25 protein-coding genes and 3 pseudogenes are annotated in these 26,940 nt (G+C 47.0%); 13 read left to right on the top strand and 15 right to left on the bottom strand.

Translation table 11 applies throughout. From position 1 onward, the window contains the following. Positions 1 to 26: 26 nt before the first annotated feature. From BHE81_RS27350 to BHE81_RS27340, 3 genes are all read right to left on the bottom strand, one after another. Positions 27 to 293 (bottom strand): YdgH/BhsA/McbA-like domain containing protein, encoded by a 267-nt coding sequence (locus BHE81_RS27350; RefSeq protein ID WP_001567383.1) that lies wholly within the window; start codon positions 291 to 293, stop codon positions 27 to 29. 374 nt (positions 294 to 667) lie between these two features. Further along, positions 668 to 1,672, bottom strand: a complete 1,005-nt coding sequence (locus tag BHE81_RS27345; protein WP_047721751.1) for an IS110-like element IS5075 family transposase — start codon at positions 1,670 to 1,672, stop codon at positions 668 to 670. Positions 1,673 to 1,750: 78 nt separating this feature from the next. Next, positions 1,751 to 4,735 carry a Tn3 family transposase gene (locus BHE81_RS27340; protein WP_021242989.1) on the bottom strand — a complete coding sequence of 995 codons (2,985 nt, stop codon included), beginning with the start codon at positions 4,733 to 4,735 and terminating at the stop codon, positions 1,751 to 1,753. A 159-nt stretch (positions 4,736 to 4,894) separates the two neighbouring features. On the opposite strand from BHE81_RS27340, the gene BHE81_RS27335 reads away from it, so the two are divergent. From BHE81_RS27335 to BHE81_RS27320, 4 genes are all read left to right on the top strand, one after another. Then, entirely contained in the window at positions 4,895 to 5,479 is a 585-nt protein-coding gene (locus BHE81_RS27335) for a recombinase family protein (protein ID WP_012695450.1), read from the top strand. 184 nt (positions 5,480 to 5,663) lie between these two features. Beyond that, positions 5,664 to 6,221 (top strand): OsmC family protein, encoded by a 558-nt coding sequence (locus BHE81_RS27330; RefSeq protein WP_000108589.1) that lies wholly within the window; start codon positions 5,664 to 5,666, stop codon positions 6,219 to 6,221. Between the two features lie 141 nt (positions 6,222 to 6,362). Beyond that, on the top strand, positions 6,363 to 6,944 hold the full coding sequence (locus BHE81_RS27325) for a TetR/AcrR family transcriptional regulator (protein WP_020277920.1): 582 nt from the start codon (positions 6,363 to 6,365) through the stop codon (positions 6,942 to 6,944). A gap of 4 nt (positions 6,945 to 6,948) precedes the next feature. Beyond that, positions 6,949 to 7,287, top strand: coding sequence for a carboxymuconolactone decarboxylase family protein (locus tag BHE81_RS27320; RefSeq protein WP_021242988.1), 339 nt, complete (start codon positions 6,949 to 6,951; stop codon positions 7,285 to 7,287). 29 nt (positions 7,288 to 7,316) lie between these two features. On the opposite strand, the gene BHE81_RS27315 is transcribed toward BHE81_RS27320, so the two are convergent. Continuing rightward, positions 7,317 to 7,646 carry a thioredoxin family protein gene (locus BHE81_RS27315; protein WP_021242987.1) on the bottom strand — a complete coding sequence of 110 codons (330 nt, stop codon included), beginning with the start codon at positions 7,644 to 7,646 and terminating at the stop codon, positions 7,317 to 7,319. Between the two features lie 213 nt (positions 7,647 to 7,859). Between BHE81_RS27315 and BHE81_RS27310 the strand changes: the two genes are divergently transcribed. The 3 genes from BHE81_RS27310 to BHE81_RS27300 all read left to right on the top strand — a co-directional run bounded on the left by BHE81_RS27310 (position 7,860) and on the right by BHE81_RS27300 (position 10,572). Next, positions 7,860 to 8,966 (top strand): alkene reductase, encoded by a 1,107-nt coding sequence (locus BHE81_RS27310; protein ID WP_021242986.1) that lies wholly within the window; start codon positions 7,860 to 7,862, stop codon positions 8,964 to 8,966. Positions 8,967 to 9,031: 65 nt separating this feature from the next. Further along, entirely contained in the window at positions 9,032 to 9,733 is a 702-nt protein-coding gene (locus BHE81_RS27305) for a DsbA family oxidoreductase (protein ID WP_001194072.1), read from the top strand. Positions 9,734 to 9,798: 65 nt separating this feature from the next. Further along, complete coding sequence (locus BHE81_RS27300; protein WP_004729618.1) at positions 9,799 to 10,572, top strand: SDR family NAD(P)-dependent oxidoreductase; 774 nt, start codon at positions 9,799 to 9,801, stop codon at positions 10,570 to 10,572. A 185-nt stretch (positions 10,573 to 10,757) separates the two neighbouring features. On the opposite strand, the gene BHE81_RS27295 is transcribed toward BHE81_RS27300, so the two are convergent. Together BHE81_RS27295 and BHE81_RS27290 are read right to left on the bottom strand one after the other, a co-directional pair. Next, the gene (locus BHE81_RS27295; protein ID WP_023287190.1) at positions 10,758 to 11,981 is read right to left on the bottom strand and encodes a MalY/PatB family protein; all 1,224 of its coding nucleotides are present in this window, start codon (positions 11,979 to 11,981) and stop codon (positions 10,758 to 10,760) included. A 133-nt stretch (positions 11,982 to 12,114) separates the two neighbouring features. Next, positions 12,115 to 12,984, bottom strand: coding sequence for a DMT family transporter (locus tag BHE81_RS27290; RefSeq protein WP_001567390.1), 870 nt, complete (start codon positions 12,982 to 12,984; stop codon positions 12,115 to 12,117). Positions 12,985 to 13,224: 240 nt separating this feature from the next. Here BHE81_RS27290 and BHE81_RS27285 point away from each other — a divergent pair, with 240 nt between their 5' ends. The 4 genes and pseudogenes from BHE81_RS27285 to BHE81_RS27270 all read left to right on the top strand — a co-directional run bounded on the left by BHE81_RS27285 (position 13,225) and on the right by BHE81_RS27270 (position 16,398). Beyond that, a complete protein-coding gene (locus BHE81_RS27285) occupies positions 13,225 to 13,977 on the top strand; it encodes an alpha/beta hydrolase family protein (protein ID WP_004729622.1) in 753 nt (250 codons plus the stop codon). 26 nt (positions 13,978 to 14,003) lie between these two features. Further along, a pseudogene (locus tag BHE81_RS27280) lies at positions 14,004 to 14,317 on the top strand (Tn3 family transposase); the annotation flags it as partial. Between the two features lie 99 nt (positions 14,318 to 14,416). After that, positions 14,417 to 15,421, top strand: coding sequence for an IS110-like element IS4321 family transposase (locus BHE81_RS27275; protein WP_149888861.1), 1,005 nt, complete (start codon positions 14,417 to 14,419; stop codon positions 15,419 to 15,421). A gap of 362 nt (positions 15,422 to 15,783) precedes the next feature. Further along, positions 15,784 to 16,398, top strand: a complete 615-nt coding sequence (locus BHE81_RS27270) for a DUF2913 family protein (protein ID WP_103468679.1) — start codon at positions 15,784 to 15,786, stop codon at positions 16,396 to 16,398. Positions 16,399 to 16,710: 312 nt separating this feature from the next. On the opposite strand, the gene BHE81_RS27255 is transcribed toward BHE81_RS27270, so the two are convergent. The 5 genes from BHE81_RS27255 to BHE81_RS27235 all read right to left on the bottom strand — a co-directional run bounded on the left by BHE81_RS27255 (position 16,711) and on the right by BHE81_RS27235 (position 22,326). Then, positions 16,711 to 16,953, bottom strand: a complete 243-nt coding sequence (locus tag BHE81_RS27255) for a hypothetical protein (RefSeq protein WP_149888860.1) — start codon at positions 16,951 to 16,953, stop codon at positions 16,711 to 16,713. Next, on the bottom strand, positions 16,950 to 18,119 hold the full coding sequence (locus BHE81_RS27250) for an MFS transporter (protein ID WP_103468680.1): 1,170 nt from the start codon (positions 18,117 to 18,119) through the stop codon (positions 16,950 to 16,952). The genes BHE81_RS27255 and BHE81_RS27250 overlap by 4 nt, the downstream gene beginning before the upstream one ends. Then, positions 18,097 to 19,542, bottom strand: a complete 1,446-nt coding sequence (locus BHE81_RS27245; RefSeq protein ID WP_103468681.1) for a class I tRNA ligase family protein — start codon at positions 19,540 to 19,542, stop codon at positions 18,097 to 18,099. The genes BHE81_RS27250 and BHE81_RS27245 overlap by 23 nt, the downstream gene beginning before the upstream one ends. After that, positions 19,542 to 20,846: a KamA family radical SAM protein gene (locus tag BHE81_RS27240; protein WP_103468682.1), complete on the bottom strand. Its 1,305-nt coding sequence runs from the start codon at positions 20,844 to 20,846 to the stop codon at positions 19,542 to 19,544. Before BHE81_RS27240 ends, BHE81_RS27245 begins: the two co-directional genes overlap by 1 nt. A 61-nt stretch (positions 20,847 to 20,907) precedes the next feature. Then, positions 20,908 to 22,326, bottom strand: coding sequence for a hypothetical protein (locus BHE81_RS27235; RefSeq protein ID WP_103468683.1), 1,419 nt, complete (start codon positions 22,324 to 22,326; stop codon positions 20,908 to 20,910). Between the two features lie 242 nt (positions 22,327 to 22,568). On the opposite strand from BHE81_RS27235, the gene BHE81_RS27230 reads away from it, so the two are divergent. Together BHE81_RS27230 and BHE81_RS27225 are read left to right on the top strand one after the other, a co-directional pair. Then, positions 22,569 to 23,776, top strand: a protein-coding gene (locus tag BHE81_RS27230; RefSeq protein WP_097311113.1) for an IS3 family transposase whose coding sequence is annotated in 2 segments (ribosomal slippage) — positions 22,569 to 22,890 and positions 22,890 to 23,776 — 1,209 coding nt in all. Because the reading frame shifts where the segments join, the coding sequence is not laid out codon by codon here. A 282-nt stretch (positions 23,777 to 24,058) separates the two neighbouring features. After that, positions 24,059 to 25,228, top strand: a complete 1,170-nt coding sequence (locus BHE81_RS27225; RefSeq protein ID WP_158656807.1) for a MalY/PatB family protein — start codon at positions 24,059 to 24,061, stop codon at positions 25,226 to 25,228. A gap of 44 nt (positions 25,229 to 25,272) precedes the next feature. Here the strand turns inward: BHE81_RS27225 and BHE81_RS29200 are convergent. The 4 genes and pseudogenes from BHE81_RS29200 to BHE81_RS27210 all read right to left on the bottom strand — a co-directional run. Beyond that, positions 25,273 to 25,352, bottom strand: a pseudogene (locus BHE81_RS29200) (integrase); the annotation flags it as partial. A gap of 6 nt (positions 25,353 to 25,358) precedes the next feature. After that, positions 25,359 to 25,489, bottom strand: a pseudogene (locus BHE81_RS29195) (IS3 family transposase); the annotation flags it as partial. 61 nt (positions 25,490 to 25,550) lie between these two features. Continuing rightward, positions 25,551 to 25,760 (bottom strand): hypothetical protein, encoded by a 210-nt coding sequence (locus BHE81_RS27215; protein WP_032440553.1) that lies wholly within the window; start codon positions 25,758 to 25,760, stop codon positions 25,551 to 25,553. Then, positions 25,753 to 26,811: a FitA-like ribbon-helix-helix domain-containing protein gene (locus BHE81_RS27210; protein WP_103468685.1), complete on the bottom strand. Its 1,059-nt coding sequence runs from the start codon at positions 26,809 to 26,811 to the stop codon at positions 25,753 to 25,755. The genes BHE81_RS27215 and BHE81_RS27210 overlap by 8 nt, the downstream gene beginning before the upstream one ends. Positions 26,812 to 26,940 lie beyond the last annotated feature (129 nt).

Raw genomic sequence — 26,940 nt, 5'->3', positions numbered from 1 at the left:
GGCGCAGTTGCGAGGGTAACGGGTATTCAACGATACAGGACAGCGGTACCGGAAAGTTTATTCATACCGGTGGCACTGGTGATGCGGTAGTGTGTGGCCCCGGCATCAGCGGCTTTCATATCCAGTGAGGCCACCAGGTCATCCAGGGTGGTGAAGCCACCGGAAGAGACCACCCCAATTTTTTGCAGCGATGCTGCTTCGCTGCGGGAAACCATTTGCGGGCTGGCGGCATAGCTCAGTGCGCTGGCGGACAGGGCGATGATGGCAAGGGTGGTTTTGATGATGTTTTTCATGATGACGCTCCTGATGTTCTGTTGTGTGTTTTTGTTTGTGTGTCGTGTTGTTAAAATCAAATCTACCAACCAGTAGATAGGTTGGCAAGTGTTAATTGGGGTCCGCTTGGAAAACGGAATCTATGGTCACTCCCGTTTTTGCAACACCGATTTTGACGATAAGTTGGCTTGCTTGAATCTATCCGGCGTCTGAATGGGATTTTATTCCCGCGCCTCGATGAGTTCCGCGCCTGATGAACCTCCAGAAAATATACGGCTTCAGCGAGCCTTTCCGTTTTACAGGTTCCTCAACAGGCCGGTGGGCCGTTTGTATCATCAATATCAGTATTCGCAAAACCAGATGAATGATTGTTTAAACTGGTGTATTTCTGCCTTTATGCTTCGTAAGTTTGCTGTCGCGCCGTCAGTGCCCAGGCTATTCTGGCCAGCTTGTTTGCCAGAGCACAGGTGACGACAAAGTTGCTTTTCCGACACAACAACTCCCTGATCCAGTCGGCCAACTTGCCAGACTGGTGTTCCAGTTTTTGTATGAATACCCTGGCACATTGAACCAACAAAGTTCGGATCTTTTTATTACCTCGCTTACTAATTCCCAGCAATGTCGTCCTACCTCCCGTGCTGTACTGCCGAGGTACAAGCCCTGTTGCCGCCGCAAAGTCACGGCTGCTGGCGTACTGCTTCCCGTCGCCAATCTCAGTTGAAATAGTACTGGCAGTCAGCGTTCCAACGCAGGGAATACTCAGCAAGCGCTGTCCAACCTCATCTTCGTCCAACTTTCGTTTCAACTGAGATTCCAGATCTTTAATCTGCTCAACAAGATAGTGATAATGCTGTTGTAATTTCAGCAGTAACTGGCTGAGATAAAGAGGCAAACTACTGTCCTCAAGAAGGGTACTCAGTCGACTAATAACGGCAGCACCTCGCGGAACGCTGATACCAAATTCCAGCAGAAAAGCATGCATCTGATTAGTTGTTTTCACCTTATCCTGAACCAGGGATTCACGGACACGATGCAGAGCTCGCATTGCCTGCTGAGATTCGGTTCTGGGCTGCACGAAACGCATAGATGGACGTGATGCTGCTTCACAGATAGCTTCAGCATCAACGAAGTCATTTTTGTTGCTTTTAACGAATGGGCGGACAAATTGCGGTGATATCAGCTTTGGAAAATGCCCTAACTCTGCCAGCTTGCGTGCCATAAAGTGAGAACCGCCACAGGCTTCCATCGCGATGGTTGTTGCTGGGCATGTCGCCAGAAATTCGATTAGCTTTGGTCGGGTGAATTTTTTACGGTAAACGGCCTTCCCACGATGATCCTGACAATGAATATGGAAAGAGTTCTTACCCAGATCGATACCAATAAGCGCAATGTTTTCCATGATGGTTCTCCGAATGAAAGCCTGTCCTCAGCATAGTACTGGGAAGGAGGGAGTGACCATCTCATTAATTATCCCACGCTAAGACTGTTTTTTGTACAAAGCGGTATCGACTGTACGTAATGAGCGGTATTTTCCGGATCCCAGCTTAAGATTATTACGCCAGACGTAATCTCCACTCAGATTGATATGTTCCCAGCCCAGGGGAGAAAGATGAGAGACCAGTTGCTCATTTATCGGGATACCCTTTCGTTTTAGTGACTCAATAGCTCTTTCTATATATACCGTGTTCCACAACGTGATCGCTGCTGTCAGTAATGTCAGCCCGCTGGCGCGATAACTCTGATTCTCCAGCCCACGATCCCTTATTTCACCCAGACGGTGCAAAAAGACCGCTCGCGCAAGGGCATTACGGGCCTCACCCTTATTCAGCCCCGCCTGCACGCGTCGGCGCAGACCGGGATCACGGAACCAGTCCAGCATAAATAGTGTCCGTTCGATGCGGCCAATCTCTCTCAGCGCTTTGGCAAGTCCATTCTGTTTTGGGTAACTGGCTAACTTTTTCATCATCAGTGATGCGGTGACTGTCCCCTGCTTAATCGAGGTTGCCAGGCGCAATACCTCATCCCAGTGCGACTCAATGTCTTTGATATTTAGGCAGGTTGTTGATATGACAGACTGAAGCCCCGGATAGCGCTCGGCCTTTCCATGAATAAACAGCCGCTTGTCATGAAGATCACGGATCCTTGGCGCAAAAGCGAATCCCAGCAGGTGCATCAGGGCGAAAACATGTTCAGTGAAGCCTGCGGTATCGGTGTAATGCTCGGTAATTTCCAGATCGCTTTCATGGTACAGCAGGCCATCAAGCACGTGGGTTGAGTCGCGCACCCGGCTGATCACTTTGGCGTAGAACGGGCTGTATTGGTCTGAGATATGCGTATAAATCTGCACGCCCGGCTCCTGACCATATTTAAGATTGACCTGACCGGCATAACGTCCGTGACTGCCTACCCGAAAGTTCTGCCCGTCTGACGACGATGTTGTCCCGTCGCCCCAGAATGCGGCCAGAGGCCGCTCTTTCTGTGCGTTGACCAGCTCGGCCAGTGCCGCTGAATAAGTTTCATCCCTGATGTACCATGCCTGAATACCTTCGAGTGACGATCTTGTGGCCCCAGGGCAGGATTCCGCCATTTTTGTCAGCCCAAGGTTGATGCCGTCAGCCAGAATGGTGGTCAGCAACAGTCTTCCGTCTTTTGGTCTGACGTTATTATTTTTGAGGTGCGCGAAGTGACGCGTAAATCCCGTCCAGCTATCAACTTCTTCCAGTATCTCCGTAATTTTCGGATGGGGAAGCATGCCATAGACCAAATCTGCAAAGGGCGAAACACCTGAAGGAACGCTGTTCTCCAGTGGAGTGATTTTTACGCCTTTATCTGAGATATCTACATCGGGCAAATCACCGGCAAGCGCCATCGCGTTAACTTCTTCCAGCCGAGATGCAAGAAGAGTCATACGGGCCTGAAGGTATGCCTGGCTATCGGTCTGAACGGCCAACTGTAACTGGTCATTATGTCGGGATTTCTCAAACTCAGCAGTCGGGATGAGATAATCATCAAAATTTTTGTAGCGGCGCGATCCTTTTACCCAGATATCACCGGAACGTAATGCACCCTTGAGTTCATTCAGTACGCAAAACTCGTAGTACTTGCGGTCGATGCCTGAAGGCGTGAGCACCAGTTTTCGCCAGCTTTCAGGGATAAACCCTGTTGGCGCTGATGGCGGCACTTTACGAAGTTGTTTACGGTACATTTCCGTTATGGTGTCCAGCGCATCGCTGAGCGCCTGCGCCGCAGGTGTCGCCATGAACTGCAATGCTGACAGCATACGCGGGGCATATTTACGCAACGTACTGTATTTTTCGGTGATCAGATGAAGCGCGTCGAAATTGCCCTTACGGGAAAGAAACCGCGTTTCTTCCACGCTGTTGATGAATTCCTGCCAGGGAAGGACATCTTCTATTGCAGTCCAGGGATCTTCCCCGGATTCTCTGGCGTTAAGTAACGCCTGCCCGACGGTAACGTACTGCTTCAGCTTGCTCTGAATAAGCTTTCCCGTTTGCTGGAGCCGTTCGGCCTGCGTGCGTTTTGCCCTGCTGAACAGACTACCCAGGATACGCTCGTGCAGATCAATCACTTCGTCAGTCAGGGTGGCCCTGGCCTCTGTTATTATACAAACCAGCGTAGCGTAACGTCTGACATCGGTGAATTTTGCCAGGTCCCTGCTGCTCATTTTCCGGCCCTCACGCGCCAGTTTAAGCAACCTGTTCTGGTGAACGGAAAGTGCAATACCATCAGGCAACCCCAGCGCAGCGATGGAATTAAGCCGGTCGATATGTTGCAGCACATTTTTACCGTTTATTTTACCCGGAGGCTGTAGCAGCCATGCCAGACGGGAAGGTTGTTCACCCTCTGATATGAGCAGGCTGTCGAGTGCTGATTTATGCTGCTTTTCCAGTTGCGCGGTAAGTGTCGAAAATACCGATCTGTTAGCGAGCGTGACGACTTCGGCAAGCGTCCGTTCGATCACTTCAACAGAAGGGAAAATAACATTATTGTTATGTAGCCAGCTGAGCATTTCTTCCGCCAGCATAAATCCTTTGTCAGTTCGCATGGCATAGGGGTGCAGATGACGGATACAGTCTTTTTGCATTGACCGGCTGAACGGGGATAGTTCCAGGTAGCGATAAAGTTCGGTCAGATGTTCCCAGCGGGTTTGCTCTCTGGATGCATATTCCGGCCATAAATCAGGCTGAAGTTTCAGTCGGGAAGCAACCCTGGATACAACGCCATTGTGAGGAGCACTGCTTTTGTCCGGAATAAATCCAGGTCCACGCAGATAACAGAGTAATACAGCAAAGCCCAGGCGATTCGCTGGCCTTCGGTGCTTATTAATGAGCGCAATATCCGGTTCGTTCAGAAAACACATTCGGGTCAGAATAATTTCATCATCTGGTATAACCAGTAAGCGTTCCTGCTCTTCGCTGCTCAGTATCTGTCGCCGTGGCATAAATGCCTCCCTCGCGTATAGTTTTCATCTGTTATTTGTTCGCTGTGACCGAAACCGGTCGGTTTCGTACACCACTTACAGCACATGTCCGAAACTTAGTGAAATTAATTTCGGACACACGTTATAATTCGGACATCCATTTCGTACGGAAAGTTTCCCATGTCACGTGTTTTTGCCTACTGCAGGGTCTCAACTCTGGAACAGACCACAGAAAACCAGCGTCGTGAAATTGAAGCGGCGGGTTTTGCCATCAGATCCCAACGACTTATTGAGGAGCATATCAGTGGCTCGGTTGCTGCCAGCGAACGCCCCGGATTTATCCGGTTGCTAGATCGCATGGAAAATGGGGATGTACTGATTGTCACCAAACTTGACCGTCTGGGTCGTAATGCGATGGATATCCGAAAAACAGTAGAGCAACTGGCGGCTTTAGATATTCGCGTTCATTGTCTCGCACTCGGAGGCGTTGACTTGACCAGTCCGGCCGGAAAAATGACTATGCAGGTAATTTCTGCTGTAGCGGAGTTTGAGCGGGATTTGCTGCTTGAGCGAACGTATTCAGGTATTGCGAGGGCAAAAGCGGCTGGAAAACGCTTCGGTCGCCCCCCCATCCTGAGCGAGGAACAAAAGCAAACAGTGACAGAGCGCCTAAATGCTGGCATCAGTATCAGTGCTATTGCCCGGGAATTTAATACCACCCGCCAGACTATCCTTCGGGTAAAGGCTGGATTGCTGCAAGAGTGAGCGGCTGGGAAGATTATAAAAAAATCAAATGGTTATTATGAAATAAAACAGCCTGCTGGGTTCTTTTCCCCCTATTTTTTATAAAAGAGTAGACAAAAGAGGTTCGCGACACTAATCTACCAACTAGATGATTGGTGCTGGTTACACCAGCTATACCTTTTATCAAGAAATTACAGGAGCCATTATGTCTACTACCGTTAAACCTTCTGCAGACGCAGCTGCGATCCACAATACCCGTGAAGCAGTTCGCAGCCAGCCTGGCCTGGGTAACCTGACTTTCCAGATGAAAGCCCGTTCCAGCGGCGGATTAACCGTTCGCACAGAGACCGGCGCCACAATCCAGAACGGCGTTATCGATACCAGCCGTGTGGGGAAATTTTCTAATATCGGTGATGAACCCGCAGGTTTACTCGGCACCGATACCGGCATGAGCCCGACTGAATACATCATGCAGGCGCTGGCTGGCTGTTATACCGCCACCCTTACCATGATGGCTGCTGAAAAAGGGATCGACCTGGACGGTATCGAGCTGGATCTTAATTTCGATATCAACCTCAACGGCTTCCTTGGGCTGGACAGCAACGTGCGTAAAGGTGCGAAATCTATTCGCGTCGATGTTCACCTTACGAGCAAGACCGCCAGTCGCGAGGAGTTAGAAGCGCTGGTCAGCGAAATGCAAAAGAATTCGCCAATCCACGATACTCTGGCTAATCCGGTTGAAATGATTACACGCCTGGCGTGATGTCAGAGATGTAATGCTGCCATTCAGAATGCAGGATGGCAGTGACGTTCAGCTCTGCACGATACTGAGTCAGTGATACAACTTGCTACGGAAAAATAGCAACAATATAATCTATCAACTAGTAGATTATATGGAGTAATTATGACAACCATGACACGGGAACGGCTGCTCAGCGAAGCAGAACACCTGATGCGCGAAAAAGGGTATTCAGTATTCAGCTATGCTGATTTATCAAAAATAGTGGGTATCACCAAGGCCAGTATTCATCACCATTTCCCGACCAAAGATATTCTGGGTGAGCAGGTGGTAATACAGGCGTTCTCTGATACACAACGCGTATTTGAGCAGATAGAGGCGACTGAGAAAAGCGCGGAGAGAAGAATTGCGGCTTACATCGATATCTTCGCGCAAAGCCATAAAGCTTCGCTACTGCCACTGTGTTGTGCGTTGTCAGCAGAGACCGCCAATCTGCCTCAGGCAATTACTGTACAGACATCACTTTATTTCGATATGCAAATCGAGTGGCTCACAAAAGTCGTCAGGGCGGGCATGGAGTCAGGTGAGTTTTCATCCCATGCCGAACCATCAGATATTGCTTTGATGATCATTAATGTCTGTGAAGGCTCAAGCGTAGTGGCGCATGCAACGGCCAGACCCGAAGTCTTCGCCAACAGCCTTAAGTATATAAAACTGCTTCTTAATACCCCTCATTCAGGAGAATGACACTATGCTGGACTGGAACAACTATCGCTCAGAGTTAATGCAACGTTTAGGCGAGTTGGGCAAACTGACCCCCGAGACCATGAAAGGCGTGGTTGCCCTGGGCAACGCAGGTAACAAAACTGACCTTTTGGGCGCAAAAGTGCGTGAACTCATTGCCCTGGCGTGCGCAGTCACAACCCACTGCGACGGCTGTATTGCTTTTCACGCCGACGCCGCTGTGAAAGCCGGTGCAACCGACGCTGAAATTGCTGAAGCGCTGGGCGTGGCGATTAACCTCAACGCTGGCGCGGCGGTCATTTATTCAGCCCGCACTCTGGATGCCGTCGGTCAGGCACGCGGTTAAGCATTAATAAATTCCACGTTAAAAGGGCATTACTGCCCTTTTTTTATGTCCGCAATAGCCTGAGCATATACCGATGCAGGTTTCACACCCGGTATGCGTTTAACTAATTGCCCTTCATGAAATATCAGCACAGACGGCAGCCCCCAGATCTCGTATTTGGTTGTCAGCACCGGCGCCTGATCTACATTGACTTTCCCCACCTGAATATCTCTATCGAGCCGGTCTGCAAACTGACTGAACATTTCTTCGCTGGCCTGACAGGGCGGACACCAGGGTGCAGAGAAACGTACCACCGATATTCCGTTGTACTGCTCTATCTGGCGGAAATTATCTTCGTTATAAGCTGTTAATGTACGCATGGTGATGACCTCGCAAAATGAGTGACAATTCAGAAATGGCTGCGTTATGACAAAAAAATACGACACAGCCATTGACCTACCTACTAGATGGTTGGTATATTGCCACCCATCAGATGTTTATGCAACTCCAGTGCGCGACGTCCAGTCGATGATACTGCCGGGCTGTGCAAATCCCTGCCGGGATACTCCTTTTTGTTTTTTGTGAGGTATACGATGAGTAAGCTTTTCACCCCCTACAATCTGTCTGGCCTGGCGTTAAAAAACCGTGTAGTCATGGCACCGATGACCCGCACCCGCACCATGAATGACGTGCCGGATGAGGTCGTGGCTTTGTACTATGCACAGCGTGCTTCTGCTGGCCTGCTCATCACCGAAGGGATGCCGGTTTCAGAAGAAGGCCGGGGTTACCTTTATACCCCTGGTATCTACAACGACGAACACGTCCAGGGCTGGCGTAAGGTGACACAAGCGGTTCACGCCAAAGGTGGCCGTATTTTCGCGCAGCTCTGGCACGTCGGCCGTATGTCTCACGTCTCTCTTCAGCCAGGCCACATAGCGCCGGTTTCAGCGGGCACCGTTCAGGCGGTCAATACCACCGTTTTTGCGCTGACCGAATCCGGAGAACCGGGCCCGGTTGTACCAAGCCAGCCACGCGCGCTGGAAACGCATGAAGTTAAACGCATCACTGCAGACTTCGTGCACTCCGCACGCCTGGCGATGGAAGCCGGCTTTGACGGCGTGGAAATCATGGCGGCAAACGGATTCATCTTTGACCAGTTCCTCAGTAGCGAACTGAACACCCGCACCGACGAATACGGCGGCTCGGTGGAAAATCGTCAGCGTTTCCTGCTGGAGACCATTGACGCCGTGGCGGAAGCCGTGGGTAACAGCCACGTTGCCGTGCGCCTGTCACCGTTCGGCCGCATTTATGACCTCGCGCCGTATGAAGGTGAAGAGCAAACCTGGTCAGCCATCACCGACGCGCTCGGTCAGCGGGAACTGGCCTACGTACACCTTTACTATCAGCCGGTGTACATCAAAGCGCCACTTCCGGAAGGCTTCCGCCGCCGTTTTCGCAACACGTTTAAAGGCACCATCATCGCTGCCGGCGGTTTTACCCGTGATATCGCAGAGCAGGCTCTGGAAGATGATGAGCTGGATCTGGTGGCATTTGGTGTGCCCTACATCGCTAACCCGGATCTGGTTGAAAGAATGCAAAACGGCTGGCCACTGGCAGAAAGTGACCGCGCCACCTACTACGGCGTCAGTGGTTCCCCGGAAAAAGGCTATACCGATTACCCGGTCTGGCAGGCGCAATAAATCCCATACGGTCGCGGTTCTCTGATAAGTGAGATCCGACAGCCCAACGTCTTTGAGGAATCATTATGCAAACGCTGAAACCCACCCTTACCATCGATATCTGGTCAGATTTGGTCTGCCCGTGGTGCTGGATTGCTAAAAAAAGATTTGAACAGGGTCTGAATCGCTTTGAATTTCGCGACCAGGTGGTGATCCGCCATCACAGCTACCGTCTGGCCGGTGGTACTCCCGCGATGCCTTTTAAGGATGCCATCGTTAAAAAGCTGGGCAGTCAGCATTCAGCGGAGCTGATGATGAATCAGGTGGGCACCGCCGGTAAATCTGAAGGTCTGATCTACAACTTCGACGGCATGATGTTTGGTGATACAGAAGATGCACACACCCTGCTGGTTGCCGCGCGTAAGGCCGGAATTGCGGACGCGGTGGAAGAACGTTTTTATCATGGCAGTATCACCGAAGGTCGCTCTCTCTTTGACCGTCAGCAGCTCGTTGCCATGGCCGTAGAAGCCGGTATGCCGAAAGCTGACGCTGAAGCCGCCCTGGAAAATGACGATTTTCGCGCCACCGTTTCCGACGATGAAGCCCACGCACAGTCTATTGGCCTCAGCGGCGTTCCGGTTTTTGTGATGAACGAAAAATATGCCATCAGCGGGGCTCAGGCAGCAGATAACTTTTTGAATGCCCTGCGTCAGGTCTGGGATGAACAGCAAACCGAATTTTCAGCCACTGCGGGTCAGACCTGCGGAACGGATGGCTGCAGTATTTAATCCGTCAACCGCCGGCAGTTTCACGCTGCCGGCAACGTCTTACCCACCAGTAATGGAGTCAGAAAATGAACACTTTTTTCAAAGGTAAAAAACTGCTCGTCGTCGGCGGTACCAGCGGCATGGGCCTGGCCGTGGCACGCATGGTACTGGAAGCGGGCGGCAGTGTCGTGCTGACCGGGAATAAAAAAGACAAAGCCGAAGCGGTGCAAAAAGAACTGAGCCCTCTGGGACCGGTTGCGGTCATCGCGGCGAACCTGATGACCGAAGAAGGTATGGAAACTATCCGTCAGGAAATTAATGCTCACCATCGCGATATCAGCCTGATGGTGAATGCCGCCGGTATCTTCATGCCCAAAGGATTTACCGAGCACAGCTTTGCCGATTATGACATGTATCTTTCGCTGAACCGAGCCACGTTCTTTATTACACAGGATGTCGTGAAGAACATGCTCGCCGCGAAGCTCGAAGGGTCTATCGTCAACGTCGGTTCGATTGGTGCTCAGGCTGCACTGGGTGACTCGCCGGCCTCGGCCTATTCAATGGCAAAAGCGGGTCTGCATGCCCTGACGCGTAATCTGGCGATTGAGCTGGCCAGCGCGGGTATTCGTGTCAACGCGGTGTCTCCCGGGATTGTTCATACGCCGATATACGAAGGCTTCATGGACAAAGCGGATATCGCAGATGCTATGAAGTCGCTGAACGATTTCCACCCGCTGGGACGCGTCGGAACTGCCGAAGATGTGGCAAACACTATTCTCTTCCTGTTGTCTGACAAAACCTCATGGGTGACGGGCGCTATCTGGGATGTCGATGCGGGCATCATGGCGGTCAGACGATAACCCCGTGACGCTGGCATAAGCCGCCCCTTAAGGGCGGCATTTTTTTGTCGCCAGACATGTCATCAGCAGGCTTCACTAAGAATATTCACGACCTGTTCATCCGTGCCTTTTGTGTTCCCGGCACAGGGTGTTATGCCGGGTTCTGACGACATCCTGACAGGACAAAACGGCCAGAGAGAAAGGGGTTATACACGATGAGGAGCCGGTATCCGCAGTACCTGTGAAATTCTTTTCATCCCTGCTGTCAGCATACTCCGTGGGCAGGCCAGATTTAACCGGATATATCCGTCCCCATTGTCGACAAACAGCAAGCCCCCTTCAAGAAGGACCCCTGACTCCCGGGCAAAATACAGCGATAAATCCTCACCTGCGGTGTCGGGCAGGTAGCGGCTAATATCTATCCAGGCCAGATATGTCCCTTCGGGGATCGAGAACCTGGTTTCGGGTAAATAGCTTTTGAGATAGTCGTGCAGGTACTGGAAATTGCCGTCAATATATTCCCTCAGATGGACAAGCCAGTCATCACATTCACTCCACGCCGCTTTGTTTGCTGCCAGGCTCAGTGGAGAGATGAACTCGTCGTGTCTGAGACGCCACTCGCTTCTGACACCGGGATCCGGAATAATGATATTTGCCAACAAATTCCCGGCCAGATTGAATGTTTTACTCGAGGACATGCAGGTAATAATGCGTGTAGAATCAGGGAAAAGAGAGGCGGCCGGTGTATGACCGATACCGCTTCGGGACAGGTCGCAGTGAATTTCGTCAGATATCACCCAGATGTCATTGGCCAGGCAAATTTCAATAATCCGCTTAAGTTCATCAGGCCGCCAGACTCGTCCGGTCGGGTTATGCGGATTACACAGGAAAAGAATTTTCACACGTAAATCGGCCTGACTGGCTTTGCGTGCAAAGTCTTCCCAGTCAGGTTCCCAGCCGCCTGCTGATTTTTTTAACGCCGAGTACACCACGCGACGCTGACTGTATTCACCCGCCTTTTTAAACGGGCCATATGAAGGCGTCATAATAAGAATACTGTCATCCATGTCGGTCAGAAGCGGGACGAGACGGTTCAGCGCGGGAATAATGCCCGGAGACAGCACAATGTCTTCCGTTTTGAAACGGTGACCATATTGTCGCTCACACCAGCTGCCAAAGATCTCATAGTATTCTTCGTCGTAGATTTTAGTGTAGCCGAGTATTTTTCTATCCAGACGGTCTCTGATGGCCTGAAGAATCGGCTCTGGTGTGGCAAAAGCCATGTCAGCAACCCAGAGGTTGATTAGCCCTTCTGCCGGATACCGCATTGCAAATTCGGACTGTCCCGAAAACAGGTATTCCCGCCAGCCGTCCACGGTGAGACTGTCTGTTTTCTCTCTGCTTACGTACTCATCAAAATCATATTTCATTTCATAAACCTGCCTTAGGTGTAGTCAGAAACGTCGACCTCAGTATTACTGTCAGTCTGATGCCGGAGCGGGAAAACTGGCTCGTGTGATTAACATAAGAGAATCATCACAACTGCATGAATTAATTGCGTTATTAAGGTTCTCTCGCCTTTGTCATCGACTGACGGGGGGATTTCTCGCGTGTCACCATCACAATGCCAGTCAGCACCGCCAGGGCAGAAAATATCGTTCTGACCGTCAGTGATTCATCCAGGAATACCACACCCCCTAGCATTGCCAGACAGGGAACGCTGAGCTGAAGGGTACTGGCGGTGATAGAGCCGAGAGAGGGTAAAAGGGTATACCACAATACATATGCACCGGCTGAGGCGGCGGCACCGGACAGCAATGACAAAGCAATGCCCGCAGCATCATAGTGACCCTGCTTCATAAACAGCAACGAAAGAGCGAGAGCCATCGGCGTGGCGAGTACAAAATTTGCCGCCGTTGAAGCCCCGGCCGCCTGGCCCGCCCTCCCCCTGACGGAATAGGCGGCCCAGGCTAATCCGGCAACGATCATCATAAGTGCACTGTAAAGCGGCGGTGCCTTCGCCCCGGGTAACAGCAGGGCAGCAATTCCTGCCAGAGCAATAACTAAACCGCAAGCCCGCATAACGGAGAGTGATTCCCCTTTAAATAATCCGTGGATCACCATCGCAAACTGTACGGCACCAAAAAGTAACAGCGCACCTGCCCCGGTATCGAGATGGATATAGGCGACAGAGAAGAGCACTGCGTACACCATGAGGTAAAATCCGCTCAGCGGACGCCACAGCGATAATGTAGTTTTTGCGTGATAAAACAAGAAAGGTGACAGGACGAGTGCACCACTGGCCAGCCTGAGGCTGCTGAATGAAAGGGGATCAATGTGGCCTCCCTGCAGGGCCAGACGGCACAGAATAGAGTTTGCAGCAAACGCCAGCATTGCCAGGGATATTTTAAGAATGAGCGCGCAATTGGCCATTCAGTGAGACCTCATAAAATTCTTGTAAACTACCATCTAGTTGGTAGCATAGCGTAAGTGATCACCGAACAGGAAGCAATAATCAGCTTTCAAACTGGAAGGTGAGGACAGGCATTCGGAATGAATTCTGTTTCACATCCCCAGTAGAGGAAGGAAAACGCGTAATGCCAGATGCAGAGCAGAAGATTATTTTTCCCTGCGATCAAACATATGAAATCAGTTTAAGACCTGGAATATCCTATGAAAAAACTAAAATTTACGTTCAAAAATGCGGCTGGTGAAGAACTGGCCGGATTGCTTGAACTTCCTGAAAATCCTAAAGCGTTTGCGCTGTTAGCTCATTGTTTTACGTGTGGCAAAGACCTCAAAGGCGCGGCGCGTATTGCGCGGAAACTGACAGAGAATGCTATCGCCGTTCTCCGGTTTGATTTTACTGGTCTGGGAAACAGCGAAGGGGATTTTTCCAACACCAACTTCTCATCCAATATTTCGGACCTGCTTTGCGCGGTAGATTATCTCCGCCGACAGTACGAAGCGCCTTCTTTGCTCATCGGCCATAGCCTGGGGGGATCGGCCATTCTGTCTATTGCCGGCGAAGTTCCTGAGGCAAAGGCCGTTGTCACCATAGGATCACCCGGAGAACTGACACACGTAAAACGTCTTTTTAAGGATGATGTTGAAAACATTAACCAGCATGGAGCCTATCCCGTTGAGCTGGCCGGGCGGGTATTTACCTTAAAGAAACAGATGCTGGACAATATTCAGGAACACAAAATCGCTCATAAGGTGTTCGCCATGAACAAGCCTCTGCTTATTTTTCATGCGACTGAAGATGATACTGTGTTAATTGAGCAGGCCGAAAAAATATTCAAAGCAGCAAAGCATCCCAAGAGTTTCATTTCGTTGGGTAAGGCGGATCACCTTCTGACTCATGCTCAGGATGCTGAATACGTTGCCGATATCATTATATCGTGGAGCGAATGTTACCTATAAACAGAGTAAATGCGTTCAAACTCGTAGCGCAGAGGGCGATTTTCTGCAGAGATCGGACGCTGTTTATGCTGGACTGATTTTGCGATAAAGGCTTAGGCCGATGCATACAGGCGGGGCTGAATAAGGGTGAGGCCCTTGGGCGAGCATCCTTCATGCACCGGCTGAATGAAATCAGGGATCTGGGGGTGGGAGGATCAGCGTTACCACGCCACCGGCGCTGACACTACATACGGCGGCGATAACACTCTGGAATACGGTTTATATAGAAAGAACCATTGAGCCGCTTAAGCAAAAAGGAGTCCCTGTTAATGAACTGCTGGTCTCTCATCCTTCTCCACTGCTGTACAAAATATAGTCTTAGCGTGGGATAATTAATGAGATGGTCACTCCCTCCTTCCCGGTACTATGCTGAGGACAGGCTTTCATTCGGAGAACTATCATGGAAAACATTGCGCTCATTGGTATCGATCTGGGTAAAAACTCTTTCCATATTCATTGCCAGGATCGTCGCGGGAAGGCTGTTTACCGTAAAAAATTTACCCGGCCAAAGTTGATCGAATTTTTGGCGACATGCCCCGCTACAACCATCGCAATGGAAGCCTGTGGCGGTTCTCACTTTATGGCACGCAAGTTGGAAGAGTTGGGGCATTCCCCAAAGCTGATATCACCACAATTTGTCCGCCCGTTCGTTAAAAGCAATAAAAACGACTTTGTCGACGCCGAAGCTATTTGTGAAGCTGCATCGCGTCCGTCTATGCGTTTTGTGCAGCCCAGAACGGAATCTCAGCAGGCAATGCGGGCTCTGCATCGTGTCCGTGAATCCCTGGTTCAGGATAAGGTAAAAACAACCAATCAAATGCATGCTTTTCTGCTGGAATTTGGCATTAGCGTTCCCCGAGGAGCTGCCGTTATTAGCCGACTGAGTACCATTCTTGAGGATAATAGTTTGCCTCTTTACCTCAGCCAGTTATTGCTGAAATTACAACAGCATTATCACTATCTTGTTGAGCAGATTAAAGATTTGGAATCCCAGTTGAAACGAAAGTTGGACGAAGATGAGGTTGGACAGCGCTTGCTGAGCATTCCCTGCGTCGGAACACTGACAGCGAGTACTATTTCAACTGAGATTGGCGACGGGAAGCAGTACGCCAGCAGCCGTGACTTTGCGGCGGCAACAGGGCTTGTACCTCGGCAGTACAGCACGGGAGGTAGGACGACATTGCTGGGAATTAGTAAGCGAGGTAATAAAAAGATCCGAACTTTGTTGGTTCAATGTGCCAGGGTATTCATACAAAAACTGGAACACCAGTCTGGCAAGTTGGCCGACTGGATCAGGGAGTTGTTGTGTCGGAAAAGCAACTTTGTCGTCACCTGTGCTCTGGCAAACAAGCTGGCCAGAATAGCCTGGGCACTGACGGCGCGACAGCAAACTTACGAAGCATAAAGGCAGAAATACACCAGTTTAAACAATCATTCATCTGGTTTTGCGAATACTGATATTGATGATACAAACGGCCCACCGGCCTGTTGAGGAACCTGTAAAACGGAAAGGCTCATTGAAGCCGTATATTTTCTGGAGGTTCATCAGGCGCGGAACTCATCAAGGCGCGGGAATAAAATCCCATTCAGACGCCGGATAGATTCAAGCAAGCCAACTTATCGTCAAAATCGGTGTTGCAAAAACGGGAGTGACCATAGATTCCGTTTTCCAAGCGGACCCCTTCAATCCGGGATCACCGGTTCCGGATAAGACCCGCTTCCGGTTAAGATATATTCATTCCCCTGAACAAAGGAAAAAAGCCCGCGGTGAATCAGTCAGGAAAATCGGCCCATCTGGCGTGGTGTGCCCTGGTGGCGCTGGCCTTAGCCAGGCAGAACGGTGACGTGGTGTCGCCGGCACAGGAAAATCTCTTTCTCACCCGCTGGCTGGCGACCGCGCTGAGACAACGTCGTTTTTCGCGCGATGTCGCTTCCGACATTGAGTGGCTGCTTAAACAGGGCCGTCAGCTGGGCGTCAATGCACAGCTGGCCAGTAAGCTGAATTACCTGTGGCATTCCTGTACCGGCGAGTTGTCTGAGCAAAATGATCTGTTCCGGCTGAAACATGCGCTGGAGGCAGCGAAGGCTATGAACTGGAATTACCGTGTGTTAAGCGACCGGGAATGGTCCGGCCGGAATGCCGTAACCCTGAATGCCAGCGTGAACGGCATTTATCTTTCACGCTCCAGTCTCGATGCCGCATTTGACGACGATGGCCGACAGATAAATCCTGTGTTGGTGCGTCTGACAGGGAATGTACCGGGACTGGTGACACTGTTTATCCGCAGTGACTGGCTGGTGCAGCCTGAAGGTGATGCCTCCCTGACTTATCTGCACCGATTGTTGGCCCGATCGGCTAAACCGCGCGACAACGCACCTTAGCCCCACCTTTCCCCTTCGCTAAAACTGTATGTATACTGTTTATATGTACAGTTTGCGCCGGGAGACCGGTAGAGATCAAGGGGTGAAAGTCCCCGACCATTGAAAGACCTGCTATACGTTCGGGCCACGGACGGATGTATCCAGCGACGATAAGAACTGACCAGGGGCCGGAGTTCACCTGCCGCGCACTGGAGCAATGTGCTTTTGATCATGGTGTTGAGCTGCATGAAAAGGTTATCGGAGCCTTCGTTGAAAAATACATGTTCTACTAATTGGGAGCATTGCCGTTTTTTCGGTAAGCGAATTGTGCCACTACAGAATTGACATTAAATGGTGCTCCAGGTAAGGAATTAATTGTTCCAGCAGGTTACTATTAGGTTGGGTTAAAATAAGTTCTTCCCAGCCATCTGTAGAAAGAATAAAAACCGTTGAGAGAATTATGGTCATTTTATCAGTGCTAACTGATGATCTATATCCATTCACTTTGAATATACCTAACTCAGTATGTATTCTGTTTATTTTGAATGGTAAAAGTGATGTAGGTAACTTCATCATAACTCATCCGTTAAGGGCATAAAATAGAAAGATATAGTAAGGAATAGTGTAAATGCTAACGTCATATAGAAGAGTGAATCGTAACCGATTATCTGATAAATAGCTCCACCCATAAGACCTCCCACACATAAAGCTCCCCAAGAAAAAAGTCTGTAAACAGCATTAGTCCTCGAGAATATACCTTGAGGTATTACTTTCTGTCTATAGGTTACAGCAATGCAGCCCCAGCACCCCATACCACATCCGAGAAAAAAAACTGATATAAGCATTATATGAATAGTATGATCCAATACTAGAATAATGCTAGAGAGAAATGTAAAACACAATGAAATAAATAGCAATTTTCTTGTTGAAATAACTTTTGAAACTATAGGGGTCAGAGATGAAGCTAAAACGAACCCGAGAGAGTTTAGTGCATAGAACAATCCAGTGAACAACTGCGGATCATTCACTTGTGACGAGATTATCATCGGGAAAACTGAGAATAAACAAGATATAACTAAACAAAAAGCGGCAGCATAGATACATAAGATCCTCAGCGATACATGACTTAACAGGAATTTCAATCCGTGCATAATTTCATTAAAAGCATTTTCTTTATTTTCCCTATTATTTCTTGGAATGTCATTCATAAATGAAAAGAGCAATAAAGATAAAGAGTATGTAGTGATCGCGAAGTAAAGCAGCGTATTGTTATAAGGTTTAAAAATAAATGCACCAACGATTGGCCCAATAAAGAAAACAAAAAAATATTCCATTGACTGAAGTTTGTTATTTATGTTAACTAATTCATTTTTTTGATAGAGACTTAAACTAATAGTTTGCGTTGAGTTATCAACAAATACCTCTGTGGCTCCAAAAATTAGCGCACAAAAAAGTATCATGATAATATTCATTGGCAGAGATATGATTAAAATAAGAGAAATTAGTCTGGCGGCTTTAGCTAATTTAGTTACTTTTAATATAGGATGAAAATCCAGTATGTATCCAGAAAGAAAAGACGATAGAACAGACGACAAAGTTTTTATTACATAACTTAGTGAGAAAATAATAGGGTCAGAAGTCATTGATAACATAATAAGAGGGAAAAAGATGGTCATAAGACCATCCCCAAAATTATCTAAACCTGCACTTGCGATAAATTTACCTTTTTGAATCTTTGGCATAAAATCTCACATTTTCTTTTGCAAAAGATGCAGTGTTTGGAACCAATGCGCTAAAGTACCCATGAAATATTTCCACCCATAAGATTGCTGATTTCTGACAGTTTACGTAATAAATCAAAGAACAAAATTCTTTATATCTATTGTAGTATTCTTTAAAATCCAAATCAACATTGGAGAATATAGTATCTACTTTTTCAGCTATAGACTGCATTCTACTCGATAGTACATTCTCTCCTGAATCTTTTTGAGTTATTTTATTCATGCCGAGAATACCTTGCTGCAGGTCGACAGTAAATTTTTCATGTTCAAGTAGTGATTTCAAATCCAAATTGGTATCTTCATCTCTAGAGTATACACTGCAAATATAAGCTCTTGTACTATCGGAGCTTATATTAGACGTCATAATATCATCTAGCCAGATAGCGAAATTTTTGCTCGTGGACATTTTCTGCCCATCGATGCAATAAAAGTGACTTACCCAATGTTGTCTATAAGGTGCAAAAACCTTAGAGCCAAGTAGTATACTAGGTAAGTCAATCAAGAGTAATCCTACATTATCCTTCCCATAAGCAAGAATTGTTGTCACTTCACTGTCTATCGAAAATGGATTCTCACCATGATGTTCATAAAAAATATCAGAAATCATCATTTGTTCTATCAAGGTAAAGTTTCTGTTAAAAAATACTTCATCTTTTACCTCTGAATTTAGAGACATACCCCACTGGTCAATAGCGGTCCATTGGTAACAATTATTTTTCTGTTGATTTAACACATAACAAAGAGATTTTATATCATCTGATATAGGTTGACTTTCAATGTAACTCTCAAGATCAGAAAAAGGGACTGAGAGGAAAGATATCATCTTGTCTTTCCAAGTTATTCCTTGTGTTACGTATAATTTTTCAAAATTAAAGTCGTAAATATCATTGGGGGTAATCGATATTCCGCAGCGATCGCAGGAATAGCCTTTTGTGTCATGGTGACATTTTTTGCACTTGCCTGTCAGCCAATTCCCACTTAGTGGAGTGTTATCAGCCGAATAAGGATATGAAACATTCTTGGTAAAAAGATTAGGGCTGAGGTTTTTATTTAGAGATGCAAGAATGTTTTTCGATTTCCTTATCAATTCCGGTTCTAAGTAATTGATTAATCTGTCAATATCTATATTGAAATAACTAAGTTGATCCTTAATAATGTTTTGATAGTGAATAGCCATTTCATATGTACTAACATTGTTTTTTTTTGCAGCAACACTAATTGCGTTATCATAGACATCAAAGCCACTATAAAACTCAACTATTTTTCCTCTAGGCTTGTGGTATCTTTTGAAAATATCTTGAGGTAGAAATTGTGCAGCTAAATGCCCAAGGTGAAGCCCTCCGTTTGGAGTAGGCATAGCGGAAACAAGAAGATATTTTTGCATTATCGTAACTCCTCAAATTTTTTATTTTTTATTTTTTCTATGATAGCATCAAGATTGGCTTGGTCAAAGTTTTCCATATTGACATCACTTTCTTTACCCTGAGCGATAGGGTCGAAATAGAAATAGAATTTATTTTTATCTATTACAGGTGAGCGAAAAATAGATATACCTGATTCGATATCATAGTGTCGATATGACCAAACATTGCGTTTCCCTCCACCGCCAGGGAGATCAACGACAAAGTTTGGGATATTATATCCAGATGTCGAGCCTCGTAAGAGTTCCTCCAACTCTAGAGCGCTTTTCAAGGTGGTGCGAAAGAACTCGCTTCCAGGGACTAGGTCATGCATATATATATAATAGGGTTCGATGTTTATATTAACTAATGAGTCCATAAGATCTTTAAGACTCTGGAAACTATCATTAATATTTTTCATCAGTACTGTTTGATTTCTAACTTTTATACCATGGTCAAACAGAAGGTCAGCTGCTTTTTTGGTTATCCATGTTATTTCATTCGCATGGTTGAAGTGGGTTTGAATAGAAAACTGTTTTCTCTTTTTTAGAGCGAGTGTATTCGCATCAATTATTGCACTAGCCCAACCATCTGATGATAGGAATTTAGTGGGTAGTACGGCAAGTGACTTGGTTGCTATTCTTACTCTCTTTACCGACTGTATATTTAATAGTTCAGTGAGTAATGTTTTTAGATGTTTTGCTGGGAGAGTATATACATCACCCCCGCTGACAACGACATCCTCAATATTTTCATTGTTAATAATGTAATTAATTGCATCATGCCAATTATTGGGCATTGCTACATTATGACTCTTGCTCACGGATGCCGTACTTTCGCCAACCATATAGCTTCGTGTACAGAAACGACAATATACTGGGCAGCTATGATTTGAGAGAAAAAGCACTTTGTTTGGGTAGCGATGTATTATCCCCTGGACAGGGGAGTCGTCACTCTCGTTAAGTGAGTCAAGTCTCAATGCCGGATGATCCTTTTTATATTCACTAAACAAAGGGATAAACTGTTTTCTAATAGGGTCCTCATGAAAATTATCCCAGTCAATTAGTGACAAAATATATGGGCTTAATTTTATCTGCATAGGGTTTTTAGATAGAGAGAGAGTAAAATCATCAATAATTTCTTGAGGTAGTTCTTGTCGAAGAAATTCGAGTAAATTATCTCTATTTTTTATCGTGTTTTTTAACTGCCACTTTTCAGATAGGAATGTTTCGCAATCAATGCCACTATAGCATTTCAAACGTTTCCAGAATTCAACTTCATTGCTCATAAATATCTTCCTGAAGTTTATTGCACGATATAAAAATATCGTGCATGGTATTTTAGAAGTTTTATTTTTTTGAGAACTCTAAGAATTCGTCCGCTCTCTTGTTTATCATGGCAATTAGGCTTGAGAGTTCATCCTTAAATTGCCTTTCAAATCCTAAAGAACTGCATTCAACCTGCGCCATTCCTTCAAAGATAACTTGTGAAAATGTATCTACAAGGTTAGGTTTAAAATTCATCTCTGATAATAATTTTCTGTGAGTGCAAATATGGTCTTGCAGATGCCATCCAAGACGGTCAAGTCTAAACTTAAGCGTAACTGCTTCGGGCTCCCACCATTTTGACTTAATATCTAGCTCGCTATCCTTAATATACTTGAGCTGGTTCATCATTTTTGTGTGGACGCTTTCATAATGTGAGAAAAGATCTGCAGCTGGGCCAATATCTGCAGTTACTTCACCTACTTGTGCTTGATGGGTTTCAAAATCAATGATGCACTCAGGGTTGTTTTTTTCATTAACTGTATTTAGGATCTGTAAACCATGTGCGCTACCTTCACAAAGGATGCAATGGACGATGTTTTCTCGTAAACTACGCTCATGCTTAAGAGCAATAATATCTAACATCTCATCAGGAACGCCAATGAAATCTGATTGTAATTTCCTGTAGTTTTTGTGCCAATTTGATAAAATTAGGTGGGTTTTTTTATTTTTCCTGCGCGGTCCAACAGCAAGTTCAATATTATTAGAAGTTGTTATCAACTCTTGGTATATTTGAAATGAGAGTTCACGTACACAATCTGTATACCATTTCCAATCACCGTCGCCATCGGTGTAAGGCCACTCTTTCATCACTAATCTGTCTTCTATATTTCGCAGGTTATTTAACAGGCGGGTAGTGGCATTTGACAATTCGCTATAATTTATTTTCGAGTCTAGAAAACTTGAGTATCCATCATTTTCTTTTTTATCGATGATAATCTTGGCTTGATTATAGGCGTTGGGATCATTATTATTCTTCGTAATGATTTTTTCCGCTATATCAGATGCTTTATCTTGGTTTTTATTGAGAAAGTGATATTTTGCAAGACCTATTTCCAATTGCGAGCGAACTAAATCTTCGTTAAATACCCCGTCATTCTCGTTATGCGTATAAGAATATCCTTTTGAATGTCTTGTTTGTCTAGGCACATAACTAAACTCATGACTACGGCTACCATCATGATTTAACACCTGCAGAACAGGAGATGCTACAAATATATGATTGTTAATAAGTTTTTTATCATTCTCTGAAGGGTTAAATGAAGATACCCTGATAGGGAAATAGTTTTCAAGGATACTATCCTGGTTGTTAATGTTTTCGAGGAGTGAATCTAATTCATTGCAGCAACTCAGTTGGTCACTGTGAATAAACAACAGAACCGGCTTTCCTGATCCTTGATGCTCATTATTGTAAAAAGAGTCTGAATTCTTCCAGTTAATCATACAGATACCTCACATTAAGTTATCATTTAGTTTTCAGAGAAAACTGCAGTTCTCGCATGTGAAACAAAAAATCAACAATCTGAAACATAATTAACACATAGTGATTGTGTGTCAATACGGAATCGTTAATACATTAAAGTTGTTTTTTATTTGATGTAGCCCCCTGAAACACCAGACAGTAGCTGTATCTCCAGATAAGAGATAGTCTTGAATATATGTCTAACACTAACGCCAATTTTGAGATGACCGGGATCCTGTTAGGGCAAGAAGTCCGTAAACGTAAAACTCCTCAGGAGAAGATCGCCATTATCCAGCAGACGATGGAGCCGGGCATGAATGTCTCCCATGTCGCCCGCCTGCATGGTATCCAGCCCAGCCTGCTGTTTAAGTGGAAGAAGCAATATCAGGAAGGCAGCCTCACCGCTGTTGCGGCCGGAGAGGAAGTCGTTCCTGCTTCTGAGCTTACTGCTGCTCTGAAGCAGGTCCGGGAGCTTCAGCGCCTTCTGGGCAAGAAGACGATGGAAGTTGAGATCCTGAAAGAAGCCGTGGAGTACGGTCAGTCGCGAAAATGGATAGCGCACGCGCCCTTGTTGCCAAAGGACGGGGAATAGCCCTGGTCAGCCGCACCATGGGCGTGTCGCGTGCGCAACTGTCACTGCGGATTAAGCGTTCTGCCGACTGGCAGGACAGGCGCTGTAACCGGCGTAATGACGAAGCAGACGCAGAAATACTGTCGGCTATCCTCAACATTATCAGCGATATGCCGAGTTATGGTTATCGACGCGTGTGGGGCATCCTGCGCAAGCAACGTCGCACAGAGGGACAGCCACCTGTGAACGCCAAACGGCTTTACAGGATAATGAGCGAGCATAACCTGTTGTTGTTGCATGACAAACCAGAGCAACCGAAGCGTGAACATAAGGGCAAAATCGCGGTGGCAGAAAGCGATATGCGCTGGTGTTCAGATGGCTTCGAGTTCGGCTGCGACAACGGCGAAAAACTGCGGGTAACGTTCGCGCTGGACTGCTGCGACCGTGAGGCCATAGACTGGGCAGCAAGCACGGGAGGCTATGACAGTTCGACCGTGCAGGATGTGATGCTGAGGTCGGTGGAAAAGCGCTTCGGCGACAGGTTGCCCGACACAGCGGTGCAGTGGCTGACGGATAACGGTTCAGCGTATACCGCGAATGAAACGCGGAGGTTCGCGAGAGAGCTGAATCTGGAGCCCTGCACAACAGCGGTGAGCAGCCCGCAGAGTAATGGCATGGCCGAACGGTTCGTGAAAACGATGAAAGAAGACTATATCGCGTTCATGCCAAAACCGGATGTGAGAACAGCACTGCGAAACCTTGCAGCAGCGTTCACGCATTACAATGAAAACCACCCGCACAGCGCGCTGGGATATCACTCCCCAAGGGAATACCGGCGGCAGCGGGCATCGTTAACTTAAGATACAAAAGCTGTCCGGAGATGGCGGGTCAAGATCAAAGTTGTTTTTTATTCTATTGATATATAAGGTTTTTTTTGGGAATTTAGAAGTGATGTATATCTTTTGTTCTTGCATGCCGCAGAAAATGGTACAAGGAACTGATGCGATGCGATGAGGGTTACGATGTGCTAGGAGGGAATAGGTGTATATCCAAAAAAACTTCGAATCATTTGCATTTTGATGTTTCAGCTACTACATAGTTATACGTTTCTTTATTATGAAATCATTGGGGATCATGAGTATATGCAGGATTGGATTATTCAATTTTTTGATGTGCATGTTTCACGTCTCGGTACCCATTCGAGTAAATGGGATCGGCCTAATCAAGATAATGTACTACCATTTTCAGTAGCTGACATGGATTTTTATTCTCCCCCCGCAGTTATAAACTCTCTTTCTAATAACATTCGACACGGAGTATTTGGTTATCATTATGTACCAGAAGATTACTTTAACTCTATCATTGAGTGGTTTTCTCGAAGGCATAATTACAATATTTTACGCGAATGGCTTGTTTGTGCTTCAGGTGTTGATGTATCTATATCTACAATAATAAAGAGTATCTCATCACAAGGTGATGAAATAATTATCCAAGAGCCTGTATACAATATGTTCGCCTCTTGTATTGAGAGCTCTGGAAGAACCGCCATGATTAACAATCTTATTTATCGTGATAATAAGTATTATATTAACTTTGAAGAACTTGAAATTATGGCGGCGAGGGAATCATGTAAGGCGATGTTATTCTGTAGTCCACATAACCCTATAGGAAGAGTCTGGTCAGAGGATGAAATATCTCAGTTAGGTAATATTTGTGCTAGGCATGGAGTCATTGTTATCTCTGATGAAAGTCATTGTGACATAATTTGGGCGGGTAATAAACATATTCCATTTTCAAAGCCTATAGGAAATATGCTATGCAGTTCTGTAGTCTGTTTTTCACCTAGCAAGTCTTTTAATATTTCTGGTGTTAAACAAGGAGTGATGATAATCAGTAATGCTCACCTCAGAGAAAAAATAAAGGATTCACTTAAAAATGATTATGCTAACGATATAAGTATCTTCGCCATTTCATCTCTAATCGCAGCTTATAATGACTCGGAATGGTGGTTGGAAGGCGTTAAGGATTATATCTATCGAAACTATAAGTTATTCCGTAAGTATATTTTTCGATACTTACCAAAGTGTAAAGTAGTGGAACTACAAGGAACATATCTAGTTTGGGTTGATATTAGTAAAACGGGATTTAACAGCGATCAAATCCTAGAGCTACTGAGAAATAATGTTGGGATAATCGTAAATAGTGGTTCTATTTACGGTAAGTCTGGCGAGGGTTTTATTAGAGTTAATCTTGCATGTAAATACAGCATGCTCAAAGTAGCCATAAGAAGATTGAAATATATGGATTTTTAGATTTTTATTAACACGATACTAAACGGTGTGTAAGCACATCCATTTTAGTTCCACACATTTTTTGATATTTCCGTTTTCTCAGTTATCAACCGGTATTCTTCCGGCCCTAGGTTATTCAGTATTCAGGGGTTAGTGATATTAGCTCCGGCCCGTTATCCATCCGTATCTTCAGCGGATATCCACGGTTTGCTACTATCCTGTCCAGCCCCGCATAACCCGCTGCGCCGGGATATTCCGGTCAATTTTTATGGCCAGGGCCTTTGTCTTCGTCAGGCAGTACAGGACTCTATAATAGAGGGATTCTGACGACGGACAACCATCCTTACCGTGGTGCATAACCCTCTTCCGCCAGTGCTTTCATGAGTTGATTGATACCATCCATCATCAGGTATGCCTCAATATCAGACGTTGCCAGTCGGCGGCAGTCACTGAATCCCTGCCGCTTGACCAGCTGTGCGAGCGCCTGTGCTTCCCTGTGCGTCAGCTGCAGATTCACCTCAACGGGTTTTTCATGGCGGATTTCATCATTCATGGTCAGACTCCTGTTCTGTCGTACCGGTGTGGGTGGCGAGCCTGTAACGGGAGCGTTGTTCGTCCATCCCGAAAGAGTAGCGCGTCAGCATCTCCAGATCGTCCTTATCCATCAGACGCTGCTTCTCCTTCAGGTGCGCCATGACCCTATTGATAATCTCCCGATCGTCAGGCCAGAAATACCCGCCGTTGCGTTCCGGATTGCGCTTACCGAGCATTTCTTCGTGCCAGATATCCTCCCACCAGATGTTTTCCCGGCCGCAGCGTTTTGTGATCAGCAGCGGGTGACAGTCGTTCTCTTCAAATTCGTACTGCAGGCGTCCCCGGGCGATATCGTAACTTTTCACGAACACGTCGTTATTGGTATAGAAAATGTACAGCTGCTCGAGCATGGCGAAAAAATCACACAGATCGTGAAAACCGGTATTGCCGACGTGTTCGCTCAGGTGGAGGTTAGTCCAGAAGATCTCCGCCTGCAGGCTGTTGTGGAACTCACGCAGGATGAGAATATTCCCCTCCGGGGAGTCTTCGCGGATGAGGCTGATCTTATAGACCGGATTGCCGGCGGCGTCCGGCGTCAGCAGGGCGCGCGCATCGTCATACGCGCTGCCGTGGCCGTTGAGGCGCCGCTGCGAACCGAACGCGAACGGGCGTCCCTCGCCGAATTTCAGCCAGCGTGCGGAACAGCCCAGGTAAGTGGCCAGACGGTCGGCCTGCTCAAAATCCGGGACATCGTGGCCGGAAAACCAGTTCATCACCGCCAGTGGGTTGGCCTCACCGAGGCGCTCCGCCAGGGCGGCCGCGTCCATCGGCGGCTGGTAATTGGGGCCGGGGCGGGAGGCCGCTTCGTTGACCAGGGGTAACAGGTGCCTGAGGCGGGCGCTCAGCTCCCGGCGGTAACGATCGGCACCGGTGAGAGCTGCTTCACGCTGCACGGACTGTGCGATCACAAAACGGGCGTGCGCCTCGGTGCTGCGCTCCTGGCGGGCGGCTTCCTGCTCAAACTGTCTGTAGATCTCATCGGGGATGTTGCGGACGTTCAGACGCTGCATGGCGTTCTCCTGGCTGACTGATTTTCAGTCACTATGCCTGTCAGAATGCAATGAGTCAATATGTGCTCTTTTGGTTATTTTTTGTGTCTTCAAATAGTGGTCTTTTTGATGTCATTTTATCAGAAGGGT

This window comes from Klebsiella sp. AqSCr (assembly GCF_008452795.1).
GTDB classification, from domain to species: domain Bacteria; phylum Pseudomonadota; class Gammaproteobacteria; order Enterobacterales; family Enterobacteriaceae; genus Klebsiella; species Klebsiella pneumoniae.
This window is presented reverse-complemented; position numbering and strand designations above follow the sequence as displayed.